Source organism: Kribbella sp. NBC_00889 (genome assembly GCF_045207705.1).
Taxonomy (GTDB): Bacteria; Actinomycetota; Actinomycetes; order Propionibacteriales; family Kribbellaceae; genus Kribbella.
This window is the reverse complement of record NZ_CP108783.1, coordinates 7208278-7232500: the sequence shown is the minus strand read 5'-3', so window position 1 is coordinate 7232500 and position 24223 is coordinate 7208278. Positions and strand designations below refer to the sequence as shown.

Here is a 24223-nt window from a genome sequence, read left to right as displayed (position 1 = left end):
TCACCGTCCCGGCATATGGCGCACCTGAGTTAGCTCACGAAGTGCCTCCGGGACTTTGAGAGGGGCGCCTCCCGTCTCTCGACCTGCAAATGCTCGACGCAGCAGACCGACGTCCAGCGATGCCGGGTCGACGGCCGTGAGAGTCGCCCGCAATCTGTCGGGCTGGTCGCGGAAGATCATGGTCGCGAGCTGAACCTCAACGGGTACGACGGGGATCTGTGTCCCGTTCCAATCGAGGACTGACCGCTCGCTCCACACTGCTCCGGCGGGGGTTTCGACCAGCAGATCTGTCGGCGCCGGACTATCGATATGCGCCAGCTCAACCGTGAACCCGGCCAGCGTCCACCGGCCGAAGGTCCAGCGGGCTCGGCCGGGATCGTCGAACGTCAAGGTCGGTTCGGCCAGGCTGCTGAACCAGAGGGCATCGGTTGGGCTCGATCGATCTGTCCGGCTTGGAAGCACGGTCGCCGCCGCACGGACGCCAGCGGATGTCGACACCGCAACATCGATGTCACCCGGCTCGATGGCTGCGCCGTGGAGTGCCGTCGCTGCGCTGCCAACCAGCATCCACTCCACGTCGGTCCTCGCCAGCCGCACGGCAAGCTCCCGAAGCGCGTCCGACCATCCACCGTCCATGCGCCGACACTGCCACCCGCCACCGACAACGCGGAATGTGATTGCTCGGGTGGGGGCGGTTTGGCACGATGCCGGCCATGCGTGGTGTGGAAGCGCCTGCGTGCTTGCTGGTGACGGGCATGCCTGGGGCTGGGAAGTCGACGGTGACCCGGCTGGTTGCCGAGCGGTTGCCGCGGTCGGCTCGGCTTGGTGGCGATGAGGTCAACCAGATGATTGTGAACGGGTTCGTGTGGGCGTTGGGTGAGCCTGCCGACGAAGCAGCGCGCCAGGTGGAGCTGCTGCATCGCAACCTGTGCGCGCTGGCCGGCAACTTTGCCGACGCCGGCTTCACGCCGCTGATCGACGCGATGATCCCGTCCCGCGCCAAGCTCGACTTCTTCCTCCACCTGCTCTCGCCTCGCCGGCTCCTGTTCGTCGTCCTCGCGCCGGGCATCGAGGTGTGCCGGCATCGCAACGAGATCAGGGATCCTGCCGAGCGGTTCGACTTCGACGGGTACGACGCCCTCGAAGCCGACATGCACCGCGAGTTCGGTGACGCCGGCTGGTGGATCGACACCTCGGCCATCACCCCCGCCCAGACCGCCGACCGCATCATCGCCGAAGCCCACCACCGCGCCCGCGTGAACTGATACCGCGGCTGCGGCCCGTTGTGCACACCTCTCGCGCGGAGGCCTTGTTTCGGATACCGTCCGTGTAATTCCGGTCATGACCGAAATCCGATCACCGCCCTGATCAGGAGGCTCTTAGTCACCGCAGCGGACGGCAGGCCGACGGTCACCACGAACGTGGACGGCAGCGGACCGTTGTCCAACCCGGCGTACGAGACGATCATCCCGGCCTGGCTCGGCGTGGCGTCGTTCGGCGACACCCAGGCACTGGTCTGCGCTGCCGCCGAGCGGTTGGCGGTCAACAATCCGGCGCCCGAAGTCGTCCCCATGTTCTCGACGGCCTACCTGAACTGGGCCGCTCGCACCGGCGCCCGCCTGCGCTGAGGCCAGTAGGTGGGTGATGCTTCAGATGCCCTCGGCGAACGCGCTCCGGATGCTGTCCCCGTACGCATCGTCCGCGAGCGCAGGTAGGTGCGCCTGGCCCAGTTCGAAGTGCCGACGAGCGTTGGCGTCATCACCGAGGCGTCGGTAGTCCACGGCCAAGTTCAGATGGAGGGACGGCAGGAGGGCGTTCTTGCCGCCAGGATTGCCTCTCTCGATGGCTCGCTGGTCAGTCAGTTCGTCCATCAGAGCAAGCGCCCGGAGGTCCCACGCCAGTTGGTCCTCGGGGTTCTCCTGCACATCAGCCAGCGAGTGAGCAAGGAAGACCTTGGCGAACGCATCGTCTCCGCTGTCAACCTCAGCAACCAGGGGCTCCATGAGGGCCTTCGCTTCAGGCGAGCGACCCTGTTCGCGAAGGGCAATCCCCGCACGAATAGTTGCGTACGCAGACGACTCGGGCGGCGTAGTCATGCTGCGTAGCCTATGGGTATGGCTGAGGTGATTCCGATTGCGCGTAGTCGTCCCATCTCGCGTGGGTCCGAGCGGGCGATGCTGGAGAGCATGCTCGACTTCTACCGGGCCACTGTGGTCAACAAGGTGGCCGGGCTGACGGATGATCAGGCGTTCACGGCGGTGGTTTCGCCGTCGAGCCTGACGCCGGCGACCGTAGTCAAGCACCTGGCTGGGACCGAGCGGTTCTGGTTCAGCATCGACTTCGCGAATCTCGACGTGGAATGGCCGTGGCTGGAGGAAGATCTGCACGGCAACTTCCGGATCGAGCCTGGCGACACGTTGGCTGCGATCGTCGATGACTATGTCCGGGAGTGCGAGAACTCTCGACGCGCGATCACGGACGCTGACCTCGAGGAGTCCGCCCGCGGTGAGGACATGGACTTCACGCTGCGGTTCGCGATGATCCACATGATCGAAGAGACCGCCCGCCACTGCGGTCACCTGGATCTGTTGCGCGAGGCAACAGACGGCACCGTTGGCACCTAGCCGTAGGTGCATGTCCGTACGCCCCGCTGGTCGGTATCGGTGCGCGCTAGCCCTCGGAGAGCGCTTCGATCACGTCCTTGGAATGGGTCAGCGGCACCCTGCTGCCCTCGAGCTCGATCCGCGAGTCGCTCTCGGAATGGATCAGCTCGAGCACCCTGACGTTCACTCGCTGGTGAACCTTCACCTCCAGCCCTGCCCTCGCGACGTTGAAGACCATCGCACCGGGCTCCTTGCTGCGTGACCGGCCCTCGAAGCCGTAAACCCCGTCGGCGGTCACCCCGACCAACATGTACTCGGGCATCCCGTGGGCGGCCGCGTTCGCGCGCATGCCGCCGATCACGCCCGCGAAGTCACCGACGGCCTCACCGACCGAGCCACCGACTCCGCCCAAGGTGCCGCCCGCCAAACCGCCGGCGAAGAGCGAGCCGGTCTGGCCGCGCGGGTTGAACTGGCCCGCGGCGATCACCTCATCGGCGATCCCCTCGCGCGTCAGAGCCTGCTGAACCGCGCGCTCGATCGTTTCCTCGGACATCGCTCCTCCTGGCGCTCGGTGGACCAGCCGTAGCGCTCCCAGACTCGCAGGTATGGCTCCGAGTTGACAGGACGCCCGTTGGCGACGCAGGGGATGCGCTGTTGAAACCCTGAACGAGAGGAGGCCGGCCGCGGATGCGACCGGCCTCCTTCCTTGCTCATCCCTGTAGAGCCGAAACCACCGTCTGACCTGCGGTTTCTTGACCCCGGGGAGTGGCGGAGGATACGAGATTCGAACTCGTGAGGGGTTGCCCCCAGCGCGCTTTCCAAGTCCTCTCAGCCGTGTCCAGGTACGCCGTCCGCACGTTCACCGGGCTCGTAGCCAGCTTGGAAGGCTGGCGCGGGACCTCGGCTTTCAGCTGATGGCTCGGTTACCACTCGTCGGCTACGCGCAGTGGATGCTCGCGCAGGGAGGCTCTGAATGCGGCGCTGCGAGGACCGACCGATCGTGTCAGGAGGAGGTCATCGGAGACCCAGGTGCTCCCATCCGCTCCGGCCAGGATCGTCGCACCGGGGGCAAGCTCCCAGCCGGCCCGACTGTAGAACTCGACAAGGTGCGGGCCACAAGTCAGGACCCCCACATCTGCTTGGCCGGCGTCGATGCGGGCAACCGCAGCGGCAACCAGCCGTCCGGCCCAGCCCTCACCTCGAAAGGCAGGGAATGTCATCACCGCTGTCGGGCTCTGCACGACGTAGTGCTCTTCGCCAACTGAGACGGTCGTAGTGATGATCTCAAGGTGGCTGACGAGCTGGGAACCAGCCGCGTACAGCAGGTGGTGAGGCCTCAAGTCAGGATGAGAGGTCCAGTCACGGAACCGGTTCGGTCCGGTGAATCCCTCCGGCCAGCTGATGCGCAGGAACGACAGTACCTGCGCCTTGAGAACCTCCGGCAGATGTTCGTCGGCACACTCGCGGAGTTCGATGTTTGTCTGCACGTCGCCACGGTTCTCGTCTCAGGGCACGCTTCGCAACTTGTTTACGGTGTGGGATGTGCCTGCGCAGGCGAACTGGGACACCTGGGGTAGGAGCAACTGAGACGGAACGACTCCGGGGCGGCTCCCAGATGGGGAGCCGCCCCGGCTGTTGTCGTTCTCCCGAAGGACCGAAACCACCCTCTGACCTGCGGGTTTGTGCCTCTCGGGGAGTGGCGGAGGATACGAGATTCGAACTCGTGAGGGGTTGCCCCCAACACGCTTTCCAAGCGTGCGCCCTAGGCCTCTAGGCGAATCCTCCAAGCGGAGAGGATACGCGAGCGGCGAGGGTTTCGGAAAATCGGGGGGCGTGAACCTGGGGACGGTGCCGGACGACTGTGGGATGAGAGGGGAGGTGGGGGTGGAGCAGGTCTGGCTGGCTGTCGTGCGCGGGCTACCGAGGCTGAAGGAGCCGGAGCGGTCCTAATTGTGCTGCTGGTGGTGGGGCTCCTCATTTAGGGTCGGGCGCATGGATGCACCGGATCCGAACGTCGTCCATCCGATGCCCGAGGCCGAGCGGGTCGTGCTGCTGAAGGCGGTGGTGAGGTCGCCGCTGATCGACGTGGGCGACTACTCGTACTACGACGATCCGCGGGATCCGACCGGGTTCGAGACGAACAACGTGCTCTACCACTACGGACCCGAGCGGCTGCGGATCGGCAAGTACTGCGCGCTCGGCGAGGGCACGACGTTCATCATGAACGGCGCCAATCACCGGATGGACGGGCCGTCGACGTTCCCGTTCCCGATCATGGGTGGCGCGTGGGCGGAGCACTTCGACCTGATCACCGGGCTGGCCGGTCGCGGTGACACCGTGGTCGGCAACGACGTGTGGTTCGGCTACCGCAGTCTGGTGATGCCTGGGGTGACGATCGGCGATGGCGCGATCATCGCGTCCGGCGCGGTCGTGGTCGACGACGTACCGCCGTACGGGATCGTCGGCGGGAACCCGGCGAAGCTGATCCGGCGCCGGTTCTCCGACGAGGACGTCGACCGGTTGCTGCGGATCGCCTGGTGGGACTGGCCGACCGAGCGGATCACGGCGAACCTCCGGGCGATCATGGCCGGCAGCATCGAGGAGTTGGAGCGATGAGCCTGGTACTGCGGCCGATCGCGGTCGAGGACGTCGACGCGCTGCAGGAGCTGATCGAATCGGACCCCGGTTACACCGAGCGGGTCACGGGATATCCGCCCGGACCGGCGGATGCGCAGAGTCTGCTGATGATGCGGCCCGACGGGCTGGCCGAGGACGCGAAGGTCGTGCTCGGGTCGTTCCAGGACGGCCGGCTCGTCGCCGTCGCCGACCTGCTCAGGGGGTTCCCGAACGACCACACCGCCTACATCGGCCTCCTCGAGGTCCATTGGAACCATCAGGGGCTGGGCCTCGGCAGGGCGACGTACGACCTGATCCAGCGGTACGTCGAGACGTCGTGGCCGGAGGTGAGGACGCTGCGACTCGCGATCGTGGCGACGAACGCGCACGTCGCGACCGCGTTCTGGGTCCGGCAGGGTTTCGAGCCGACCGGTGAGGAGCGGCCGTACCGGTACGACAAGCTGGAGACGACGGCGCGGCTGTACGAGAAGCAGTTGCCCAGGGCGCCGTTGTCGGTCAGCCGTCCGGCCGGCGGGTGACCACAGCGGAACTGCGAGAACTACGCAAGCAGCGTGGGGGCTAGCGTCCTCCATTGCTCCACCGGCTGCGGGCCGGTGACGCCGGTGATGACGTTGACGGTCACGTGGTCGGCGCCGGCGTCCAGGTGCTCGGTCAACTTGGCCTTGATGTCCGCCGGCGTACCCCACGCGGCGAGTGCATCGACCAGGTGATCGGGCAGCTCGGTCTGATCCTTCTCGCTGAATCCCTGCCGCTTGAGGGAGGCGGCGTACCCCGGGATCTGGGGGAAGAAGCTGATCGTGTTCCGTGCGATCGCCCTGGCCTTGGCCGCGTCGGTCTCCAGAACGACGAGATGGCTCACCGCGAGCAGCTTGTCCGGTCCGAGCACCTTGCGCGCCTCGGCGGAGTACGCGGCGGACACCAGGAACGGGTACGCGCCGGCGGAGCGGTCGCGCGCCAGCTCGAGCATGCGCGGCCCGAGTGCTGCGAGCACCCGACGCTCTTCCGGTACGTCGACCTCGTCGAGGAACGCGGTGATCTTCGCCAGTGGCTTGGGACCGTGCGCACCCCCGAGCCCGACGGTGAAGCGTCCCGGGGCGGACTTCTCGAGCGAGGCGTACGCCGTACTGACGTCGGCGGCACTGTATTTGTCGACGGACAGAATCCCGCTGACGAACCTGATCGAGTTGGTTGCGCCGATCAGGTCGGCGATGGTCTGCAGCCCCGGCAACGGGCCGCCGGACAGCCAGATCGCGGGGTACCCGAGCTCCTCGGCAGCCTGCGCCGCCGCCAACGACTCCGGGCTGCTGGTCAGCCCGGTCGTGATCCCGAACGGACCGAATTGATGATTCGTCACCCAGTCAGCTTGATCCTCGTCCGGCCCCGGTAGCTACCGTGTTCGCTCAGAGCGTTGTCCGTGCGGACCGGTTCCCGGTTGGCCGTCGGCATCCCGTACACTCTTGGTCGGTTCCCCGCGTGGCGGTATCTCGCCCAACTCCCCCAGGGCCGGAAGGCAGCAAGGGTAAGTGAGCTCTTCCGGGTGCGCGGGGAATCCTCATGTCCAGGCCCTTTAGGCTGGTCAGGCCGAACCTGACCGTGAGGGAGCCCGATGAGCGACGAACGCCGCTACCTGCAGGAACTGATCATCGCCGAGCTCGGCGTGTCCCCGTCGTTCGACCCGGACACCGAGATCGAGCGCCGGGTCGAGTTCCTCGCGGACCGCCTCCGGCTCACCGGTGCCAGGTCGTACGTGCTCGCGATCAGCGGCGGCGTCGACTCCGCGGTGGGCGGTCGCCTCTCCCAGCTCGCGGTCGAGCGCGTCCGCGCCGAGGGCGGCGAGGCGACGTTCCTGGCGATGCGGCTCCCGTACGGCGTCCAGGCCGACGAGGACGATGCCCAGCGGTCGCTCGAGTTCATCAAGCCCGACGAGACCCTCGTGGTCAACATCAAGCCGGCCACCGACGCGATGGTCGACACGGTCCGGCACGCCGGGCTGGGCGACCGCGAAGACTTCCACATCGGGAACGTGAAGGCCCGGCAGCGGATGATCGCGCAGTACGTCGTGGCTGGGGCTCGTGGCGGTCTCGTCGTGGGGACCGATCACGCTGCCGAGGCGGTGATGGGGTTCTTCACGAAGTACGGCGACGGCGCGTGCGACCTGACGCCGCTGTCGGGGTTGACCAAGCGGCGGGTGCGGGAGGTCGGGGCGCGGCTGGGCGCGGCGCCGGAGATCACCGGGAAGGTGCCGACCGCTGACCTGGAGACAAACAACCCAGGGTTGCCCGACGAGGCGGTGCTCGGGGTCACGTACGACGAGATCGACGACTTCCTCGAGGGCCACGAGATCGACGAGAAGGCAGCGGCGACGATCATCGCCACCCACCATCGCACCGCCCACAAACGAGCCCTCCCGATCGCTGTGTAAGCAGGTGGCAGTTCCCGAGTCGTGGATGTTGGTTCACGAAGTCGCAGGTTCGCTGCCCGAATCCACGACTCGACGGCCTCGGGATGCATGCCCGAGGATCGGTATCACGAACCTCGATCAGCATGCGCGGCAGACTAGGCCTGGCCAACGTCCCGTGTCGGGAGCATCCGGGCCGCGAGGCGGTCCAGACGGACATAGGCTATTCCGCGGTAGGCGGGTTTCAGGATGGCTGCGATGGGGCCGGATTGGGTGAAGGCGTGGGTTACCAGGCCGAAGTTGCCGATCGTCCAGACCCCGCTTTCACGGAAGCCGAGGACCTGCCAGTGGATCTCGATGCGGTCCGGCTCGATCACGGCGTACTCCAGCCGGCCGCTGAGCCCCGGGCGTACCTGAAGCTCGTACGTCGTTCCGACCGCAGGCACTGCTGGGCCGGAGAGGGAGACGAACGCCTCGTTCCACTCGGGCAGAGCGAGTACGTCGAGGAGTACGGCGCGGATCGCGTCGCGGTCGGCCGGGATGGTGAGGGTTGCTTGTTCCATGTCAGGTGTCCTGTTCTGCCGCGCGTCGGCGGGCGAGCGCCTCCCCGGCGGGGAAGGCGCCGGCCAGGACGCGCAGCGTTTCGATGGTCTGATCAACGGGTTGGTCGGCGACAAGATCGTCAATCGCCTTGTGCAGAACGTTTTCGGCCGCGACGATCCGCTGGCTGAGCTTGCGGCCTTCCGCGGTCAGGCTGAGTGCGAGGTAGCGCCGGTCCGACGGATCCGTGTCGCGTTGAACCAGTCCCTGCGCGACCAGCCGATCCACCAAGCGGCTCGGGCTGTTGCCCGTCTCGCAGACGAGCAGCCCGCCGAGGGCGCTGAGGGTCAGCGGCCCGTGGTCGCGCAGCACCCGCAGTACCTCGGCCTGCGACGGCGTCACCCCGAGTGGCCGTAGTTCCGCGGCCAGCAGTCGGTTGCCCTCGCGCTGGATCGCCAGGATCAGGTACCGCAGTTCCTCCGCCGTCTTCACTTCGCCCCTGCCCCCACGGCCTGGGCCAGCAGCCCAGCTGCCGCCGGGTCATGGGCGGCCAGTACGACGAGGTCCGGGTGCAGCGCCCGCAGTTCGTTGACCTGGGCAACGGTACGCCGGAGTGTGGACTTGGACCCGACCCCAGGGAGCTCACCGGCGGCGAGCAGGTCGGCGTCGTAGGTGAGATCGCCGACCATCAACAGCGGCGGCCCAGCGGGGCGGCGGACCAGCAGGGACAGGGATCCGGGCGTGTGGCCGGGAGTCGGCAGCAGGACCAGGCTGCCGTCACCGAACAGGTCGTGCCCGGCGTTGAACGGCGCAATCGTGGAGTCGTCGAGCGGTTCGGGCCGGATCAGGTCCCAGCGCAGGCCGGGCAGTTCGATGTGGGAGCGGAGAAACCCGCGGGCCGCGGCGAGCGGTCGGCGCATCGAGGTCCACTCGGGTTCGCTGATCACGATCCGGGCGTGCGCGAGCTCGGGCAGGCCGCCGATGTGGTCCTGGTGGAGGTGGGACAAGACTGCGGTGTGGACGTCGCGGATGTCGTACCCGATGGCCGCGAGCTGCTGGGTCAGCGTCTGCTCCGGACCGATCTCGAACTGCGCCAGCCGGTCGTAGACCACGCCGTTCAGGCCGCCGGGGAAGTACCTGGGGTCGGTCACGGACGCGCGGTCCTGACCGGTGTCGAACAACACCAGCCCATCCGCGTGCTGGACGACGTACGCGTTGATGGGTCGGGGCTGCGTCCACTGTCGTGAGGTCGCGAGCCAGACATAGAGGTTCTTGGTCGTCGGCCCGACGTGTTCGGGCCGGATCTTGACGGTGCCCGTGCTCACCACGGACACCCGGTCGATCGTTGTCATGAATAATAGATTACACGACATGTATGTCGTGTCAACTGTCTCTCGACACCCGCGGGATCATGGCCAACCTGACAGCATCGCTGGCACAGTGTCTGCATGAAGGGTCTGATGCAGAACTTCCAGCTGTCCTTGGACAGCATCTTTCTCCGGGCCGAGCAGTTCTACCCGGACAAGACCGTCTACACCGGCGGTCCGGCGCCGGCGAGGCTCACGTACGGCGAGTGGGCCGACCGGACCAGACGACTGGGCGGCGTCCTGGACACGCTCGGCATCAGCGCGGACGGACGGGTGGGCACCTTCGCCTGGAACTCCGGCCGTCACCTCGAGTTGTACTTCGCCGCGCCCTGCACCGGCCGTGTCCTGCACACGCTGAACATCAGGCTCTTCCCCGACCAGGTCGTCTACATCGCGAACCATGCCGAGGACGAGGTCGTCTTCGTCGACCGTTCCCTGCTCGGGCTTTTCCTACCGCTACTCGACCGCCTCCCGATGGTCCGGCACGTCGTGGTGATGGACGACCTGCCCGCCGGCGCGTCCGGTGTGGAGGTGCCGGACGACCCGCGGTTCCACGACTACGAGGAGCTGCTGGCCGCTGCCGAGCCGGTCGAATTCCACGTCGAGGACGAGAACCAGGCCGCCGCGATGTGTTACACGAGCGGTACGACGGGCAACCCCAAGGGCGTGGTGTATTCGCACCGGTCCACCTGGCTGCACTCGATCGGCGTACTGACGAACGCCGGGATCGGGCTGGACGAGACGGACACCGTGATGCCGGTCGTGCCGATGTTCCACGCGAACGCGTGGGGTCTGGCGCACGCGGCGCCGATGGCGGGGGCGAGCCTGGTCTTCCCGGGTCCGGACATGACTCCGCAGGGGATCCTGAAACTGCTGCAGGAACAAGAGGTCACGTTGTCGGCCGGTGTACCGACGATCTGGCAAGGCTTGTTGCCTTTGCTGGACGGGGTCGAGCTTCCCAAGCTCCGCCGGATCCCGTGCGGTGGGTCCGCCGTACCGCTGGCGTTGTCCGAGGCCTTCCGGGAGAAGCTCGGTCGGCCGATCCTGCAGGCGTGGGGGATGACTGAGACGAGCCCGGTGGCGACGGCTTCGCACGTACCGGCCCGGAACAAGGATCTGGTTGAGGACGAGCAGGCCCATCTGCGTTCGCGGCAAGGGCTGCCGCTGCCCGGCGTCCAGGTGCGGATCGTCGAGCCGGGGTCGATCACGCCGCTGCCGTGGGACGACGAGGCCACCGGCGAGCTGCAGGTCCGCGGGCCGTGGATCGCGGCCGAGTACTACCAGCCCGACGAGCCGGTCCAGCTGACCACGGAGGACGGCTGGATGAAGACTGGCGACGTTGCCGCCATCGACCGGTTCGGCTCGGTCCGCTTGGTCGACCGCACCAAGGACCTGGTCAAGTCGGGCGGCGAGTGGATCAGCTCTGTCGAGCTGGAGAACCTGCTGATGGCTCACCCCGACGTCAAGGAAGCAGCCGTCATCGGCGTACGTCATCCGAAGTGGGACGAACGTCCGCTGGCGTGCGTGGTCCTGCAGGAAGGCGCCACCGTCACCGGCGACGAGATCCTCGAGTACCTCCGCCCGCAGGTCGCGAAGTGGTGGCTCCCGGACGCCGTCGAGTTCATCGACGAGGTCCCGAAGACGTCGGTCGGCAAGTTCTCCAAGAAGGACCTGCGCACCCGCTTCGCCGACTACCACCTGGAGTAGGCGTCAGGAGAAGTCGACTCCGAAGTGGTTGCGGAGGTGGGTGAGGGTCGCGTCGACGAACTCGGCCGGCCAGTCCTCGCCGGTGACCTTGGCCAGCGCGGTGCCGCGCTCGATGAACTGCCGGCAGATGTACTGGTTGGCCGCGACGATCTCGGCGGGGTCGGAGCCCGCTGCCGGGATCGCCTCCAGTGCGGCGCGTTGCTCGTCGGACAGCAACGCGTTGAGGCGTTTGGCTCCGCCGGTACGGCGTACTCCGCGCTCCGCCAGCATCAGGTTGATCAGCTGATCGCGGACCGCGCCGACGCCCTGGTTGGCGACGATGCGTTCGTCCCGACCGAGGACGGTGACCAGGTTCCCCAGGAAGTAGAAGAAGAGGTGGACCGGGCCGGCCGGCCAGTACGGCGTACCGGGGCGGCCTTGTTTTGCTGGGATATCGCCGTCCGGGAACAACGTGCCGTCCCGGTCGAACAACACCCGCACTCCGTCGTACTGGAACCGGTCGAACGTGGCGAGCGGGTGGATCACGAGGTCGACGTGCAGCCAGTCGGAGGTGATGCCCAGCCCGCCGACGAGGCCGGGGATGCGATCCGCCCAGACGGTCGGCCCGGCGAGCGCGGTCATCAGCTCGAGCCAGTTCTCCTCGAACCAGTCGACGCTCTCGTCGGTGACGACGCAGTGCACGTCGACGTCGCTGAAACGATCCGCCTGGCCGGAGCCGTAGCTCCCGACCAGGTAGACCGCCAGAATCCGTTCGTCCGCGGGTAGCGCGGTGCCGGCGCGTTCGATGACCTCTTGTTGCTTCTCGTCCCCAGTAGTCACCCGAGCAGCGTAGGCTCACCCACCGCGCAGTGGCTGCTCGGTGCGTTGCGCCCAGCGGAACCCGACCGCCCAGTGTGCCCGGGACCTTGCCGATCACCTGGGGTGCTGGAGCGGCGGCACGGCGTGGGGGAGGAATTGTCGGGCGGCGGCGCTAGGGTTGCGGGCGTGGAAGCACCCCTTGCGTTGTACCGCCGGTATCGCCCGGAGACGTTCTCCGAGGTGATCGGTCAGGACCATGTCACCGCGCCGCTGCGGAACGCGCTGAGCAACAACCGGGTCAACCACGCCTACCTGTTCTCCGGGCCGCGCGGCTGCGGCAAGACCACCAGTGCCCGGATCCTGGCCCGCGCGATCAACTGCGAGAAGGGCCCGATCGCCGAGCCGTGCGGGGTCTGTAAGTCCTGCACCGACCTGGCCCGCGGCGGTCCCGGCAGCATCGACGTGATCGAGATCGACGCCGCATCGCACGGTGGTGTCGACGACGCCCGCGACCTGCGGGAGCGGGCCTTCTTCGCGCCGGTCGAGAGCCGCTACAAGATCTACATCATCGACGAGGCGCACATGGTGACCACGCAGGGCTTCAACGCCCTGCTGAAGCTGGTCGAGGAGCCGCCGCCGCACCTCAAGTTCATCTTCGCCACCACCGAGCCGGACAAGGTGATCGGGACGATCCGGTCCCGGACCCACCACTACCCGTTCCGCCTGGTCCCGCCGAAGGCCCTCGGCGACTACATGGCCTCTCTGTGCGAGTCCGAGGGCGTTGCGATCGAGTCGGCCGCATTGCCGCTGGTCGTGCGTGCGGGCGCAGGTTCGGTGCGTGACTCGCTGAGTGTGCTTGACCAGTTGATCGGTGGTGCGGGGCCGGACGGTGTCACGTACGAGCTCGCCGTCGCGCTGCTCGGGTTCACGCCGGACTCCCTGCTCGACGCCTGTGTGGATGGGTTCGCGGCGCACGACAGCAGGGCCGTGTTCGAGACGGTCGAGAAGGTCATCGAAACCGGGCAGGATCCGAAGCGGTTCGCCGAGGATCTGCTCCGGCGGCTGCGTGACCTCGTCGTACTGTCCGCCGTGCCGAACGCGGTCGCCTCCGGCCTGATCGAGGCCGCCGAGGACCAGGGTGAGAGGCTGCAGACCCAGGCCGCCGGGATCGGCGCGGCCGAGCTCACCCGGGCGGCCGACATCGTCGCGGCCGGACTGCTCGAGATGCGTGGCGCTACTGCTCCTCGGCTTCAGCTCGAGCTGATCTGCGCGAAGGTGCTGCTGCCCGGCGCCGACGACTCCACCAACGGCATTCAGGCTCGCCTGGACCGGATGGAACGCCGCCTCACGATCGGTGTGCCCGCCGGTACGCCGGAGTCCGCTCCGCCTGCGCCATCCGGTGTCGCGCCTGCGCCGTCTACTCCTGCGCCGTCTTCGCAGCCGCCCGCGGAGGCGCCTGCGAGTGCATCGACCAGTCGTGCGGCCGCCCGAGCCGCGGCCTCGGGTGGGGAGCCTTCCAGCGGCGGTACGCCGACCGGCGCGGCGACTGCGGATGCCGTGGCCAGCAGCGATGGTCCAGCTAGCCGGAAGGGCGCTTGGGGACAAGAGCCAACGACTGCAGGCCAACCCGCACCTTCGTCAGGAAGCTCGGCGTCGGCAGCTTCGGCGCCGCCAGAATCAGCTCCGGCGGCTTCCGCGCCGCCAGCTCCGACGGGTGCAAGCGCGGCGGGGGCGCCGGCGGGTGGGGCTGTTGGGTTGGTAGACATCCGGCGGCTGTGGCCCGAGGTGCTGGAGGCTGTGAAGGCCAAGCGCCGGTTCGCCTGGATCATGCTGAGCCAGAACGCCCAGGTCATCGCCATCGACGACCAAACTCTGACGCTCGGGCTGGTCAACGCCGGTGCCCGCGAGAGCTTCGCGCGGTCCGGCAGCGACGAGATTCTCCGCCAGGCCATGATCGACACCATCGGCCTGAACCGTCGTGTGGAGGCAGTAGTCGACCCCTCCACCGACCCAGGCGCCGGCGGCGGTCACCAGCCGGCCGCTCCCCGCCCCAGCGGCCCCCAAGCCGGCGGCGGCTCAACCACGCCCGCAGGTGGTGCGGGCGGCGCGCCCAGCGCAGGTGGTGCGAGCGGCCCGGGTAGTGGACCTGCGACGGCAACTGGTCCGAGCGGCGGCCCCGCGCCCGGCGGAACCGCCTCGGCAGGTGGTCCCGCATCAGATGGATCGGCGGGCGGTCCCGGCTCAGCTAGTGCGCCCGGTGCAGCGGACGCGACCCCGGCCGGCTCAAGCGCCGCCACAGGGGTAGGCACAGGGGCAGGCACGGCTCCCGGTGGTGGCTCTCAGGGCTCGTCGCGGGATGTGCCGGCGGGCGGCTCGGGCGCGTCGGGTCGGGGCTCGCGGGGTGCCTCGAATGGCGCCGCTGGGCAGTGGTCCGACGGTCCAGGTACTGCGATCGCCGTACAGGAGCCACCGGACCCGGAGTACGACGTACCGCCGGAGCCTGATCCCTGGGAGGACGGGCAGGCGGCCTCAAGACGGCCGGCGCCCGATCGCCGCGAGCAGGCGGCCAGCAAACGCCGGGCGGCGGAAGCAGCCGTGGCCGCTGAGCAGGCCCGCCGAGCCGCAGCCGCCCCTGTCGCCCCAGAAGTCCCTCTCACTCCCGAGGAAGAAGCCGACGCGATCGGCGAGGACGACGTGGTCCTCGAGGACGACTCCCGCTCCCACACCGACCTCCTCCGCGAAACTCTCGGCGCCCAGATCATCACCGAAGAACCCAACTAGCAGCAGCACCGGCCGCGGGAAGTTTGTCGGTGCTGCGTGGGAGGTTGCTGGGTATGGGGTTCCAAGGGTGGAGCGACGCGGCGTTCGATGTGATGGTCGATCTCGACGGCGATCCGAGTCCTGTTCAGCTGGAGTCGCATCGCGACGACTTGGAGCGGCACGTGCGCGGCCCGTTGCAGGAGCTGTGTGACGAACTGAACGAGACGGGCGAGTTCGGCAAGTTCTGGTTGGGCGGGATGTCCGATCGCCCCGCGGCCTGGCAGCGGCAGCACGCGACGAGTTGGATCGCGCGGCGGATCCGGATCTCGTTCACGTTCGACCTCGATGGGTTCGCCCTCGGCGGTGGCTCGGCGCATCCCGAGAGCGATCAGGTCCGGCGGTACCGCGCGATGGTCGACGCAGAGGACAGCGGCGGCGAGCTCGCCGGGATCGTCGAGACGCTCGGCCGCATCGGTTTCGAGCTCACCGGGCCGACCGCGGTGCGGATGCCGCGCGAGTACTCGTCCGATCATCCGCGTGCCGACCTCCTCCGGCGGCGATCCGTGTACGCCGAGATGCCGGTCGACACCCATGACGTCGGCCTGATCGGCAAGGCGCTCCGACCGCTCATCGAGCTCACCACCTGGTACACCGACTACGTCGTCACCACCGGCTGGGAGAAGCCGTAGTCGTCCACAAGGGGTGTGGATCCAGCCGGGCGGTTTCCACAGGATTCACAGCCTGTGGAGGGGGATGTTCACAGGTTTGTGGATAACTTGGGGAGACTGGTCGGTTTCTGGTGCGGGGTGGGGTTGTCCTGGGGACCGGCTAGTGTTGAGGCTCGGGGTAGTCAGAGAGCGGTTGGGACGAGGAGATCGCAGTGTTCGACGGTGGCGGTGCTGGGGGCTTCGACATGTCCAATCTGCTCGCGCAGGCGCAGGCGATGCAGAACCAGCTGATGGAGGCCCAGGCCGACCTGGAGAGCCAGGAGATCGAGGGCTCGGCGGGTGGCGGGCTGGTGACCGCGCTGGTGTCAGGGACCGGGGAGTTGCTGAGCCTGACGATCAAGCCACAGGCGGTCGACCCGGACGACACTGAGACGCTGGCCGATCTGGTCGTCGCCGCGGTGCGCGACGCCTCGGAGAACGCGAAGGAAGTCGCGGCCCGGGCGATGGGCCCGCTGGCCGGCGGCCTCCCGGGCTTCGGCGGCGGGCCGGACGCGCCGGACTTCGGCGGCGCGGGGATCCCCGGACTCGGTGGATCCGGAGCGCCGGCCGGTTTCAGCCTGCCAGGTTCGACGACCCCGGCGGTCGAGTCCGGTGAAGAGACCGACGACCCGGGCAAGGGCGGATCCACGGGCGGGCCCAGTTCGGGCGGTGCCGGGTTCGTGAACCCGGGCAACGGGACCGGCCAGCCCGGTCAGAACCCGGGCTGACGTGTACGAGGGGGCCGTCCAGGACCTCATCGACGAGCTCGGCCGGTTGCCCGGTGTCGGTCCGAAGTCCGCGCAGCGGATCGCGTTCCACCTGCTCGCCGCCGACGAGACCGACGTACGGCGGCTCGCGCATGTGCTCGTGCAGGTCAAGGAGAAGGTCAAGTTCTGCGAGATCTGCGGCAACGTCGCGGAGGAGGCGCAGTGCCGGATCTGCCGCGACCCGCGCCGTGACCTGAGTCTGATCTGTGTGGTCGAGGAGGCCAAGGACGTGGTCGCGATCGAGCGGACCCGCGAGTTCCGTGGCCGGTACCACGTCCTCGGCGGCGCGATCTCGCCGATCGAGGGGATCGGTCCGGACGAGTTGCGGATCAAGGAACTGATGCAGCGGCTGGCCAGCGGAGAGGTGACCGAGATCATTCTGGCCACCGATCCGAACCTGGAGGGTGAGGCGACGGCGACGTACCTGAGCCGCTTGCTGCGGCCCATGGGCTTGCGCGTCACCCGATTGGCTAGTGGACTTCCTGTAGGCGGTGACCTCGAGTATGCCGATGAGGTCACACTCGGACGGGCGTTTGAAGGGCGACGATCGATCGATGACTGATTCAACCGATATTGCAGAGCGCGCGCTGGGCACCGACTCCGAGGACCTCTCCGAGTTCGCCGAGCAGATCGCCGACCAGGTGCAGAGCTTCCTGATCTCGGTGCGCGACATCGCCGCACAGCCGGACGAGGACGGGGTCGACGAGGGCCTCGCCTCGCTGCCGTACCTGCTGCTCGAGGTGAGCCAGTTGCTGCTCGCCGGCGGCCGGCTCGGCGCGTTCGAGGACTTCGTCCCGGACGAGCGGTTCGAGTCCGACGCCGGGCCGGACCCGGACCTGGACGCGATGCGCGACCGGCTCGCGGTGCTGTTCGAGGGCCTGGACGAGTACGCCGAGGTCTTCGACCCGTACGCCGCTCCGCCTGAGATCACCGTCAACCGGTTGTCCGACGACCTGACGGCGATCGCCAACGACCTCGTGCACGGCCTCGCTCACTACGAGGAGGGCCGGATCGTCGAGGCGCTGTGGTGGTGGCAGTTCTCCTACGTGTCCACCTGGGGTGCCGCGGCGAGCGCCGTACTGCGAGCGATCCAGTCACTGATCGCGCACGACCGGCTCGAGCCGGCCCACGACGCCGAAACCGAAGCCACCGACCGCGAGCTGGTCGAGGTCGCGGAAGAAGCCGTCCAGCGCCGCTAGGCCACGTGCGGATGGACTCGCGGCCCGGTTGAATGGCCCGGTGTCTGTCTACGAGGTGATCCAGCGGCTGCCCGATCTGGCGACGGTGCGGCGGGTCAGTCGTGCGCTCGCGGTGCTGGATCTGGTGCTCAGCGACAGTCCGGACCACTTGCGCTATTTCTCGTTCGACGCGCGGTGGTCGGAGACCGAGGAAGCCGCGCTGATGCGCAACGGGTCCGGTGACGAGTACTCGATCGTCTTCTCGCCGGGCGGTGCGTTCGCCTACGGGTTCGACCATGAGTCGCCGGTGTCGCCGTACGGGAACGACATGCAGACCTGGCTGGGACTGCTCGACGGCGTGCCGGAGGTCTTCCACGGTGCGCGGGACGAACCGGCGTTCCGCGACATGGTGCCGCGCGCCACGGTGTGCTTCTGGCGTACGACGGACGACGACGCCTGGCGTTGTGGACCGGTCGAAGGTGTGGACAAGGACGGCGCGGATTGGCTCTTCGAGGTGATCGCGGACGGGCGGCCGGAGGCGTACCTGACCTTCGCCGAGGACTACTACCAGACGGACCTCGACCTCGAGCCGATCCGCCATGTCTACGCGCTGATGCCACTGACCGAGTACGTCGTCACCTCGCTCAACCCGCAACGTCGTCTGACCGATCTCGCCGAGAGCATCGCCGAGATCGGCTACCCGCGCTCCTGAAGCCCGTTAGCGTGACTGTCCGATGACTACGCAGGCAGGCGATCCCACGACGATCGGGTCGTTCGCGATCCAGGGCCGGCTCGGTCGCGGCGCGATGGGTTCGGTGTACCTCGCCCGCTCGCCGGGCGGACGCCTGGTCGCGGTCAAGGTGGTCCGCGACGAACTGGCCGACGACGCGAGGTTCCGGGCCAGGTTCGCGCGCGAGATCGAGGCCGCGCGAAAGGTCAGTGGTGCGTTCACGGCCGCCGTCGTCGACGCCGACCCGGACGCGGAGCATCCCTGGCTGGCCACGGAGTACCTGCCCGGTCCCACGCTGCAGAGGGCGATCGAGACCTCCGGACCGATGACGCCGGGCGGCGTACAGGCGCTCGCGGGAGGACTCGCCGAAGCGCTGGTGGCCATCCATCGCTGCGGTCTGGTCCACCGCGATCTCAAGCCGTCGAACATCGTGCTGACCGGCAACGGCCCGCGGGTGATCGACTTCGGCATCGCCCGTGCGCTCGAGGAGGTCAGTCTGACCGCGACCGGCCTCGTGATCGGTACGCCGGGCTACCTGTCGCCGGAGCAGATCACGGGTACGGCGATCGGCCCGCCCAGCGATGTGTTCGCGCTGGGCGCGGTGCTGGTGTTCGCGGCGTCCGGCCGTGGTCCGTTCGCAACCGGCAACCCCGCGTCGCTCCTCCACCGCATCATCCACGAGCAGCCCCACATTCCGCCGCTCCCCGGCCCACTCCACGACGCCGTACGCCGCTGTCTCGTCCAAGACCCCGCCCACCGCCCAACTCCTTCGGACGTGCTCCACCTCCTCGGATCCCCTGCAAACACAGGGCTTCTCGCCCCACCCGCCGACACGATCCGCCTCCCGCCACCACCGACCAAGCTCCTCCCCGAACCGCCGCCGCCGCAGCCAAAGCCCCAGCCACATCCACGGCCGCAGTCAGTTCAACCGGCCGGTGCCACCTTCACGACCAGCAGGACCCGGCCGGTCGTCTTCGCAGCGCTCCTGACCGTCCTGACCATCGGCTTCTTCCCGAGCGAAGAGACCAGGCAGACAATGCATCCCGCGGTCGCCCTGTTCTTCCTCGCGCTCGACGTGTTCCTCCTCTACCTCACGATCCGCAGCTGGCGCCTGGTCCTGCGACGCCGAGTCCAACTACGCCTCACTCCTGAAGGCGTCACGATGGTCAGAGGCTCCCAGCAAGCCAGCGTCCCGTGGCAGGCAGTGACCCGCCTCCGCATCGCCGGGGACCCTCGCCGCCCCTGGCTGATCGCCTGGATCGACCCGCTCTTCCAATCCGCCCTGCCCAGCCCACGCCGCAACGACCACGGCGGCACCCGCCTCTACCCGATCGCCCACGGCGCCTCCCACAAACGCCGCCTGCACCAACTGAACGAACTCCGGGCCGCCCTCAACTGGTACGCCGGCCCCCGCCATGACAACAGCTACCACTGACCAGGCGAGCCAGTCAGAACATGCCGTTCGCATTGGCGGCGTCCGCGGGCATCGGCTGCATGACGTCCCAGTGCTCGACGATCTTGCCGTCCTCCAACCGGAAGATGTCGACGATCGCGGTTCCGGGCTGTCCGGGGACCCGGACACCGTGGGTGTGGGCGATCACGTAGTCGCCGTCCTCGAACAGCCGCTTCACCTCGGCGCGCAGGTCGGGGAACCGCGTGCGGATGTCGCGAAGGAACGCCGCGAACCCGCCGATCCCGTCCGCGATCCGTGGGTTGTGCTGGGTGTACGACGGCCCGAGCAGCGGCCGGGCGCGGTCGAAATCCTTCTGGTTCAGCGCTGCCTCGTAGAAGTCCAGGACGGTCTGCTGGTTGGCGGAATACATCAGTGAGCTCCTTAAGTGAACAGTTGTAGTGCTACGACTGTAGCGCCACAGTTGTTCGGCTACAATCGACCATGTGAACGACCCTTCGGCCTCGGCGCGCGATCGCAATCGGCGCGGGCACGGTGCGCGGTTGCGGGAAGAGATCGTCACCACCGCGATCCGGATGCTCGACGAGCTCGCCGACGACCAGGCGTTGTCGCTGCGTGCGGTGGCCCGCGAGATCGGCATCGCGGCGACGTCGGTCTACCTTCACTTCGCCGATCGGGACGATCTCGTGTTCGCCGCGCTCCAGCAGGCTCACGCGGAACTGATGGACTCGGTCCGCGAGGCCGCTGACCAGGCAGCCGATCCGGTCGCGGAGTTGCGTGCCCGGACACTCGTCCTCGGCGGGTGGGCCTGGCAGCACCCCGGCCTGTACAAGGTGCTGCACGAGAGCACGCTCAACCAGCGGGCCGACATGTCCTTCAAGCGCGTGCTGGGTGAGCAGACCACGGACGTCGTACGCCGATGCATCGACCAAGGTCTGGCGCGGGAGGACGATGCGGACGAGGTCTCGCTGGATCTGAGGTCGGCGGTGCACGGAGCGGTGTCGATGCGCGTCAACGAGCCCGACCTGCCGTGGCCGCCACTCGAAGAGCAGGTCGACCGCTACCTGGTCAAACTCGTCGGCGTCACCCCGGCAACTTTGGCGCGCTGAGCCCCCGCCACGGCAAGCTAGGCTGCCGGGATATGGAGGGGCTTGTTGTCCGGGCCGGCACGGAGGCTGACCAGGAGGCGGTCGTCGGCCTCTTGACCGCGGCCTGGGGTGGGTCGGTCGTGGTCGCCCACGGGACGGTGTACGACGCGGCGACGCTGCCCGCGCTCGTCGCGGAGCAGGACGGCCGGGTCGTGGGTCTGCTCACCTACACGGTGGCGGATGGCGACCTGGAGGTCGTCACGATCGACGCGCCTGTTCGGCACCTGGGTGTGGGGAGTGCCCTGCTGACCGCCGCGATCGAGGTTGCGCGGGAGGTGGGGGCTCGGCGGCTGTGGTTGATCACGACCAACGACAATCTGGACGGCCTGCGGTTCTACCAGCGGCGAGGGTTGCGGATCGTTGGCGTCACCCCCGACGCGATGGACGCGGCCCGTGCGGTCAAGCCCTGGATCCCGGCGACCGGCGACTACGGCATCCCGCTCCGCGACGAACTCGTCCTCGAACTCCGCCTCGATCTCTGACCTGCTCGCGAGGGCTAGTCGGGGAGCATCGGCACCGTGAGGCCCTGGTCGCGACCCAGCAGGATCCCGCGGGTGATGGCGTTGGTGCCGAACTTGTCCTTGACCAGGTCGAGCGCGCTGTCGAGTTCGTCGTTCGCGGCCTTGTCGAAGGGGAGGGCGAGTTGCAGGGCGGCCTCGTTCTCCAGGTTGCCGACCGAGATGCCGATCATCGTGATCCCCTGGCTGGCGATCAGTGGCCGGGCCGCGGACAGCAACGCCCGCGCGGTGATCAGGATCGCCCGTGTCTGATCGGTTGCCTGGGGCAACGTGTGTGACCGGGTCGCCCGGCTGAAGTCGTCGAACCGCAGTCGCAGCGTCACCGTCCGCCCGGACCGCCCCGCCGTCCGCATCCGCCGCGTCACCCGATCGACCAGTCCGGCCAGTACGGCGTCCAGTGTCGCCGGCGACTTGGGGGAGCGGCCCAGCGCTCGCTGCGAACCGATCGACCGCCGACGCCGCCCGACCTCGATCGGCCGCGGATCGCGGTTGTGCGCCAACGCATGCAGATGTCGTCCGGAAGCCCGGCCGAGCATCGCGACGAGCGCGGCCTCGGGCAGCATCGCGACGTCGCCGACCTTGGTGAGCCCTCGGGTTCGCAGCTTCTCAGCAGTCACCTCACCCACACCCCACAACCGCTCGACGTCCAACGGATGCAGGAACTCCAGCTCGCGGTCCGGCTGGACCTCGAGCAAACCGTCGGGCTTGGCCACCCCGCTGGCGACCTTCGCCAGGAACTTCGTCCGCGCCACCCCGACCGTGATCGGCAGCCCGACCTTCGACAGCACCTCGGCCCGCAGCCGCCGGGCGATCTCCAGCGGCGTCCCGGCGATCTTCCGCAGCCCGCCGACGTCGAGGAACGCCTCGTCGATCGAGATGCCCTCGACCAGCGGCGTGGTGTCCTCGAACACCTTGAACACCGCCTTGCTGGCCTCCGAGTACGCCGACATCCGCGGGTCCACCACGATCGCGCCGGGGCAGCGGCGCAACGCCTGTCCGCCGTTCATCGCCGTCCGGACGCCGTAGGCCTTGGCCTCGTAACTGCAGGCGAGGACGACGCCGGCGCCGACGATCACCGGGCGGCCGCGCAGGCGCGGGTCGTCCCGCTGCTCGACCGACGCGTAGAAGGCGTCCAGGTCGGCATGCAGGATGGTCGCCCCGCCTGATCCCGCCACGAACATATGTTCGCATACTCGCAGTGCCGAAGATAGGGAGAAATCCCGAGGCGGTCACCGTAGATGTCAGGACAGAATGCTGCTTATGGACCTGACCGCATATCGCGATCTCTGGAAGACCCACGGAGTGATGGCGCTGCTGGCGTCGGCCCTGATCGCGAGGCTGCCGGTGATGGCGACGATGGTGCCGCTGTCGTTCCTGGCGAAGGATGCCGCTGGCAACTTCGGCTGGGCCGGAGTGGTCGCGGGTGCCTACTCCGTCGGTATGGCGGTCGCCAGCGTCGTGTGGTCGCGTCTCGCGGACCGCAGAGGAGCCCGGCGGGTCCTGCTCGGCACTGGGATGGCGTGGGGTGGACTGATGGCAGTGGTCGCGCTGCTGCCGTACAGCTGGTACCGGGTGCTGCCGATCGCGGCTGCCCTCGCCGGCATGTTCGTCGCCCCGGTCACGTCGGCGCTGAGGGCGAGCTGGCCGAAGCTGGTGCAGGGTGCGCGGCTGCGCGCGGTCTATGCACTGGACGCGACCGCGCAGGAGCTGTTGTTCCTGATCGGTCCGATGCTCGGTGCCATCGCGGTCAGCTTCGCCAGTCCACGCGCCGGAGTGCTGGCGTGTGCCGTGACGGCGGCCGCGGCGATCTGGTGGTTCGCTCTCAAGCAACAGCCGCGGACGCCGCACGACGAGTCCGACGGACCCCGCCCGACCGCGCTGCAGCTTCTGCTCCACCGGCACCGGTTGCCGCTGCTGTTCGCCTTCGCCTGCATGGTCACCGGCTTCGCATCAATGTCGCTGGGCATCGTCGCGTTCGCCGACGAGCACGGCAACCGCCTCATCGCCGGAGTACTGGAGATGGCGGCCGCGGCCGGCAGTCTGTGTGGCGGCCTGGTCGGCGGGGCGCTCCCCGGCCGCCGGGACTCCTACGTCTGGCGCCGGATGCTGGCCATGACCGTCCTCACCGCCGCGTGCGTGTTCGCCACGTTCTCGGTGGTCGCCCTGGCCGTGATGCTGTTCGCGGCCGGCTGCCTGATCGCGCCGACGATCGGTGCGATCTACGAGCGGATCGGCGCGATGACGCCGGCCTCGGCGCGGACCGAGATCTTCGGCTGGATGCTCAGTGGCGGCATGATCGGGTCCGCGGTCGGCTCGGCCGTTGCCGGCACGGTGGTCGAGTCCTTCGGCGTCCGCTACGCGTGGGTCCTGATGGCAATCCTGGGGTTGCTGGCGACCGTGTCTCTGATCCGCGTGCCACCCCACCGGCCGGCCGAGTCCGCAAGCCTCGAGGAGCTCGCGGTCCCGGCGTAGAGCATCCGGTACCGAGCCTCCAGTACGCCGGAGTCCCCGGCCCACATCGAAATCAGCCGCAACGCACGCCGGTCCAGGAACGCTCCGCGGCCCGCGGCGACGGGATGGATCCGCAGAGCCACCTCGTCGATCAGCCGCCACCGCAGCAGCGACCGGATCAGCGTGAGGCTGCCGACGACGTGCAGATCGGATCCGGGCAGCCGCTTCAAGGCAGCCAGCACCCAGCGCGGATCACCTTGCAGTACTTCGGTGTCCGGCCGAGCACTCACGGGCTGTGAGGAGACGACGAGAGTCCTCGAGAGCTCGAGTCCCGTGGCGGCGTACTGCTCGAAGGTCTTGCGGCCGAGCAGGACGGTCTCGGAGCCGGTCACCAGTTGGTCGATCACGGCGCCGTGCGCGGGCTGGGGCAGCCAGCGCTCCGGCTGGTCCACGATCCCGTCCTCCGACATACACAGTCTGGCGACGATCGTTCGCATGCACTG

At 68.3% G+C, this 24223-nt stretch carries 29 protein-coding genes, 1 tRNA gene and 1 other RNA gene; 18 read left to right on the top strand and 13 right to left on the bottom strand.

The genetic code is table 11. The features are described from left to right. A complete protein-coding gene (locus tag OG817_RS35360) occupies positions 1-576 on the bottom strand; it encodes a hypothetical protein (protein ID WP_406049173.1) in 576 nt (191 codons plus the stop codon). A gap of 128 nt (positions 577-704) precedes the next feature. On the opposite strand from OG817_RS35360, the gene OG817_RS35355 reads away from it, so the two are divergent. Next, entirely contained in the window at positions 705-1265 is a 561-nt protein-coding gene (locus OG817_RS35355; protein ID WP_406049172.1) for an AAA family ATPase, read from the top strand. A gap of 156 nt (positions 1266-1421) precedes the next feature. Further along, positions 1422-1628, top strand: coding sequence for a hypothetical protein (locus tag OG817_RS35350; protein WP_406049170.1), 207 nt, complete (start codon positions 1422-1424; stop codon positions 1626-1628). Positions 1629-1649: 21 nt separating this feature from the next. Here OG817_RS35350 and OG817_RS35345 read toward each other — a convergent pair whose 3' ends face one another. Further along, positions 1650-2096 (bottom strand): hypothetical protein, encoded by a 447-nt coding sequence (locus OG817_RS35345; protein ID WP_406049169.1) that lies wholly within the window; start codon positions 2094-2096, stop codon positions 1650-1652. Between the two features lie 18 nt (positions 2097-2114). Between OG817_RS35345 and OG817_RS35340 the strand changes: the two genes are divergently transcribed. Then, on the top strand, positions 2115-2624 hold the full coding sequence (locus OG817_RS35340; RefSeq protein WP_396390920.1) for a DinB family protein: 510 nt from the start codon (positions 2115-2117) through the stop codon (positions 2622-2624). Positions 2625-2670: 46 nt separating this feature from the next. Here OG817_RS35340 and OG817_RS35335 read toward each other — a convergent pair whose 3' ends face one another. The 3 genes from OG817_RS35335 to OG817_RS35325 all read right to left on the bottom strand — a co-directional run bounded on the left by OG817_RS35335 (position 2671) and on the right by OG817_RS35325 (position 4388). Continuing rightward, positions 2671-3156, bottom strand: coding sequence for a hypothetical protein (locus OG817_RS35335; protein WP_406049167.1), 486 nt, complete (start codon positions 3154-3156; stop codon positions 2671-2673). Positions 3157-3526: 370 nt separating this feature from the next. After that, positions 3527-4090 carry a GNAT family N-acetyltransferase gene (locus OG817_RS35330; protein WP_406049166.1) on the bottom strand — a complete coding sequence of 188 codons (564 nt, stop codon included), beginning with the start codon at positions 4088-4090 and terminating at the stop codon, positions 3527-3529. Between the two features lie 210 nt (positions 4091-4300). Next, positions 4301-4388: transfer RNA gene (locus OG817_RS35325), tRNA-Ser, on the bottom strand. A 207-nt stretch (positions 4389-4595) separates the two neighbouring features. Here OG817_RS35325 and OG817_RS35320 point away from each other — a divergent pair. Continuing rightward, the gene (locus OG817_RS35320; RefSeq protein ID WP_406049164.1) at positions 4596-5219 is read left to right on the top strand and encodes a CatB-related O-acetyltransferase; all 624 of its coding nucleotides are present in this window, start codon (positions 4596-4598) and stop codon (positions 5217-5219) included. Further along, positions 5216-5758 carry a GNAT family N-acetyltransferase gene (locus OG817_RS35315; RefSeq protein ID WP_406049163.1) on the top strand — a complete coding sequence of 181 codons (543 nt, stop codon included), beginning with the start codon at positions 5216-5218 and terminating at the stop codon, positions 5756-5758. Before OG817_RS35320 ends, OG817_RS35315 begins: the two co-directional genes overlap by 4 nt. A 20-nt stretch (positions 5759-5778) precedes the next feature. Here OG817_RS35315 and OG817_RS35310 read toward each other — a convergent pair whose 3' ends face one another. Further along, positions 5779-6594: a TIGR03620 family F420-dependent LLM class oxidoreductase gene (locus tag OG817_RS35310; RefSeq protein ID WP_406049162.1), complete on the bottom strand. Its 816-nt coding sequence runs from the start codon at positions 6592-6594 to the stop codon at positions 5779-5781. A 106-nt stretch (positions 6595-6700) separates the two neighbouring features. Here OG817_RS35310 and ffs point away from each other — a divergent pair. Next, positions 6701-6797, top strand: an RNA gene (gene ffs / locus OG817_RS35305) — signal recognition particle sRNA small type. A 49-nt stretch (positions 6798-6846) separates the two neighbouring features. Next, positions 6847-7662, top strand: coding sequence for an ammonia-dependent NAD(+) synthetase (nadE, locus tag OG817_RS35300; RefSeq protein ID WP_406049160.1), 816 nt, complete (start codon positions 6847-6849; stop codon positions 7660-7662). A 134-nt stretch (positions 7663-7796) separates the two neighbouring features. On the opposite strand, the gene OG817_RS35295 is transcribed toward nadE, so the two are convergent. Genes OG817_RS35295 through OG817_RS35285 form a run of 3 tightly spaced genes read right to left on the bottom strand, consistent with a single transcriptional unit; the run spans position 7797 to position 9530 of the window. Next, entirely contained in the window at positions 7797-8201 is a 405-nt protein-coding gene (locus tag OG817_RS35295; RefSeq protein ID WP_406049159.1) for a hypothetical protein, read from the bottom strand. Between the two features lies 1 nt (position 8202). Next, complete coding sequence (locus OG817_RS35290; protein ID WP_396390930.1) at positions 8203-8670, bottom strand: MarR family winged helix-turn-helix transcriptional regulator; 468 nt, start codon at positions 8668-8670, stop codon at positions 8203-8205. After that, positions 8667-9530: an N-acyl homoserine lactonase family protein gene (locus tag OG817_RS35285; RefSeq protein ID WP_406049157.1), complete on the bottom strand. Its 864-nt coding sequence runs from the start codon at positions 9528-9530 to the stop codon at positions 8667-8669. The genes OG817_RS35290 and OG817_RS35285 overlap by 4 nt, the downstream gene beginning before the upstream one ends. A 96-nt stretch (positions 9531-9626) precedes the next feature. On the opposite strand from OG817_RS35285, the gene OG817_RS35280 reads away from it, so the two are divergent. Continuing rightward, on the top strand, positions 9627-11252 hold the full coding sequence (locus tag OG817_RS35280; protein ID WP_406049155.1) for a long-chain fatty acid--CoA ligase: 1626 nt from the start codon (positions 9627-9629) through the stop codon (positions 11250-11252). Positions 11253-11255: 3 nt separating this feature from the next. On the opposite strand, the gene OG817_RS35275 is transcribed toward OG817_RS35280, so the two are convergent. Further along, positions 11256-12071 (bottom strand): aminoglycoside 6-adenylyltransferase, encoded by an 816-nt coding sequence (locus tag OG817_RS35275; RefSeq protein WP_406049153.1) that lies wholly within the window; start codon positions 12069-12071, stop codon positions 11256-11258. Between the two features lie 123 nt (positions 12072-12194). Here OG817_RS35275 and OG817_RS35270 point away from each other — a divergent pair, with 123 nt between their 5' ends. The 7 genes from OG817_RS35270 to OG817_RS35240 all read left to right on the top strand — a co-directional run bounded on the left by OG817_RS35270 (position 12195) and on the right by OG817_RS35240 (position 19627). Beyond that, entirely contained in the window at positions 12195-14831 is a 2637-nt protein-coding gene (locus OG817_RS35270) for a DNA polymerase III subunit gamma and tau (RefSeq protein WP_406049151.1), read from the top strand. A gap of 53 nt (positions 14832-14884) precedes the next feature. Next, positions 14885-15499, top strand: coding sequence for a DUF2461 family protein (locus tag OG817_RS35265; protein ID WP_406049149.1), 615 nt, complete (start codon positions 14885-14887; stop codon positions 15497-15499). A 191-nt stretch (positions 15500-15690) separates the two neighbouring features. Next, positions 15691-16245, top strand: a complete 555-nt coding sequence (locus OG817_RS35260; RefSeq protein ID WP_396390936.1) for a YbaB/EbfC family nucleoid-associated protein — start codon at positions 15691-15693, stop codon at positions 16243-16245. 1 nt (position 16246) lies between these two features. Further along, positions 16247-16846 (top strand): recombination mediator RecR, encoded by a 600-nt coding sequence (recR, locus tag OG817_RS35255; protein ID WP_350853180.1) that lies wholly within the window; start codon positions 16247-16249, stop codon positions 16844-16846. After that, on the top strand, positions 16839-17483 hold the full coding sequence (locus tag OG817_RS35250; RefSeq protein WP_131361381.1) for a DUF5063 domain-containing protein: 645 nt from the start codon (positions 16839-16841) through the stop codon (positions 17481-17483). Before recR ends, OG817_RS35250 begins: the two co-directional genes overlap by 8 nt. A 40-nt stretch (positions 17484-17523) precedes the next feature. Further along, positions 17524-18174 carry a hypothetical protein gene (locus OG817_RS35245; protein ID WP_406049147.1) on the top strand — a complete coding sequence of 217 codons (651 nt, stop codon included), beginning with the start codon at positions 17524-17526 and terminating at the stop codon, positions 18172-18174. 22 nt (positions 18175-18196) lie between these two features. Beyond that, complete coding sequence (locus tag OG817_RS35240) at positions 18197-19627, top strand: serine/threonine-protein kinase (RefSeq protein WP_406049146.1); 1431 nt, start codon at positions 18197-18199, stop codon at positions 19625-19627. A gap of 13 nt (positions 19628-19640) precedes the next feature. Here OG817_RS35240 and OG817_RS35235 read toward each other — a convergent pair whose 3' ends face one another. Further along, entirely contained in the window at positions 19641-20015 is a 375-nt protein-coding gene (locus OG817_RS35235) for an ester cyclase (RefSeq protein WP_406049144.1), read from the bottom strand. A 73-nt stretch (positions 20016-20088) separates the two neighbouring features. Between OG817_RS35235 and OG817_RS35230 the strand changes: the two genes are divergently transcribed. After that, the gene (locus OG817_RS35230; protein ID WP_406049143.1) at positions 20089-20712 is read left to right on the top strand and encodes a TetR/AcrR family transcriptional regulator; all 624 of its coding nucleotides are present in this window, start codon (positions 20089-20091) and stop codon (positions 20710-20712) included. Between the two features lie 32 nt (positions 20713-20744). Then, a complete protein-coding gene (locus OG817_RS35225; protein WP_406049141.1) occupies positions 20745-21233 on the top strand; it encodes a GNAT family N-acetyltransferase in 489 nt (162 codons plus the stop codon). Between the two features lie 14 nt (positions 21234-21247). Here the strand turns inward: OG817_RS35225 and dinB are convergent, their stop codons facing one another. Next, positions 21248-22450 carry a DNA polymerase IV gene (gene dinB, locus OG817_RS35220; protein ID WP_393394592.1) on the bottom strand — a complete coding sequence of 401 codons (1203 nt, stop codon included), beginning with the start codon at positions 22448-22450 and terminating at the stop codon, positions 21248-21250. A 79-nt stretch (positions 22451-22529) separates the two neighbouring features. Here dinB and OG817_RS35215 point away from each other — a divergent pair, with 79 nt between their 5' ends. Further along, entirely contained in the window at positions 22530-23741 is a 1212-nt protein-coding gene (locus OG817_RS35215) for an MFS transporter (RefSeq protein WP_406049140.1), read from the top strand. Here the strand turns inward: OG817_RS35215 and OG817_RS35210 are convergent. Then, positions 23624-24217 (bottom strand): dihydrofolate reductase family protein, encoded by a 594-nt coding sequence (locus OG817_RS35210; protein ID WP_406049139.1) that lies wholly within the window; start codon positions 24215-24217, stop codon positions 23624-23626. The two genes, OG817_RS35215 and OG817_RS35210, sit on opposite strands and share 118 nt — an antisense overlap. Between the last annotated feature and the right edge of the window lie 6 nt (positions 24218-24223).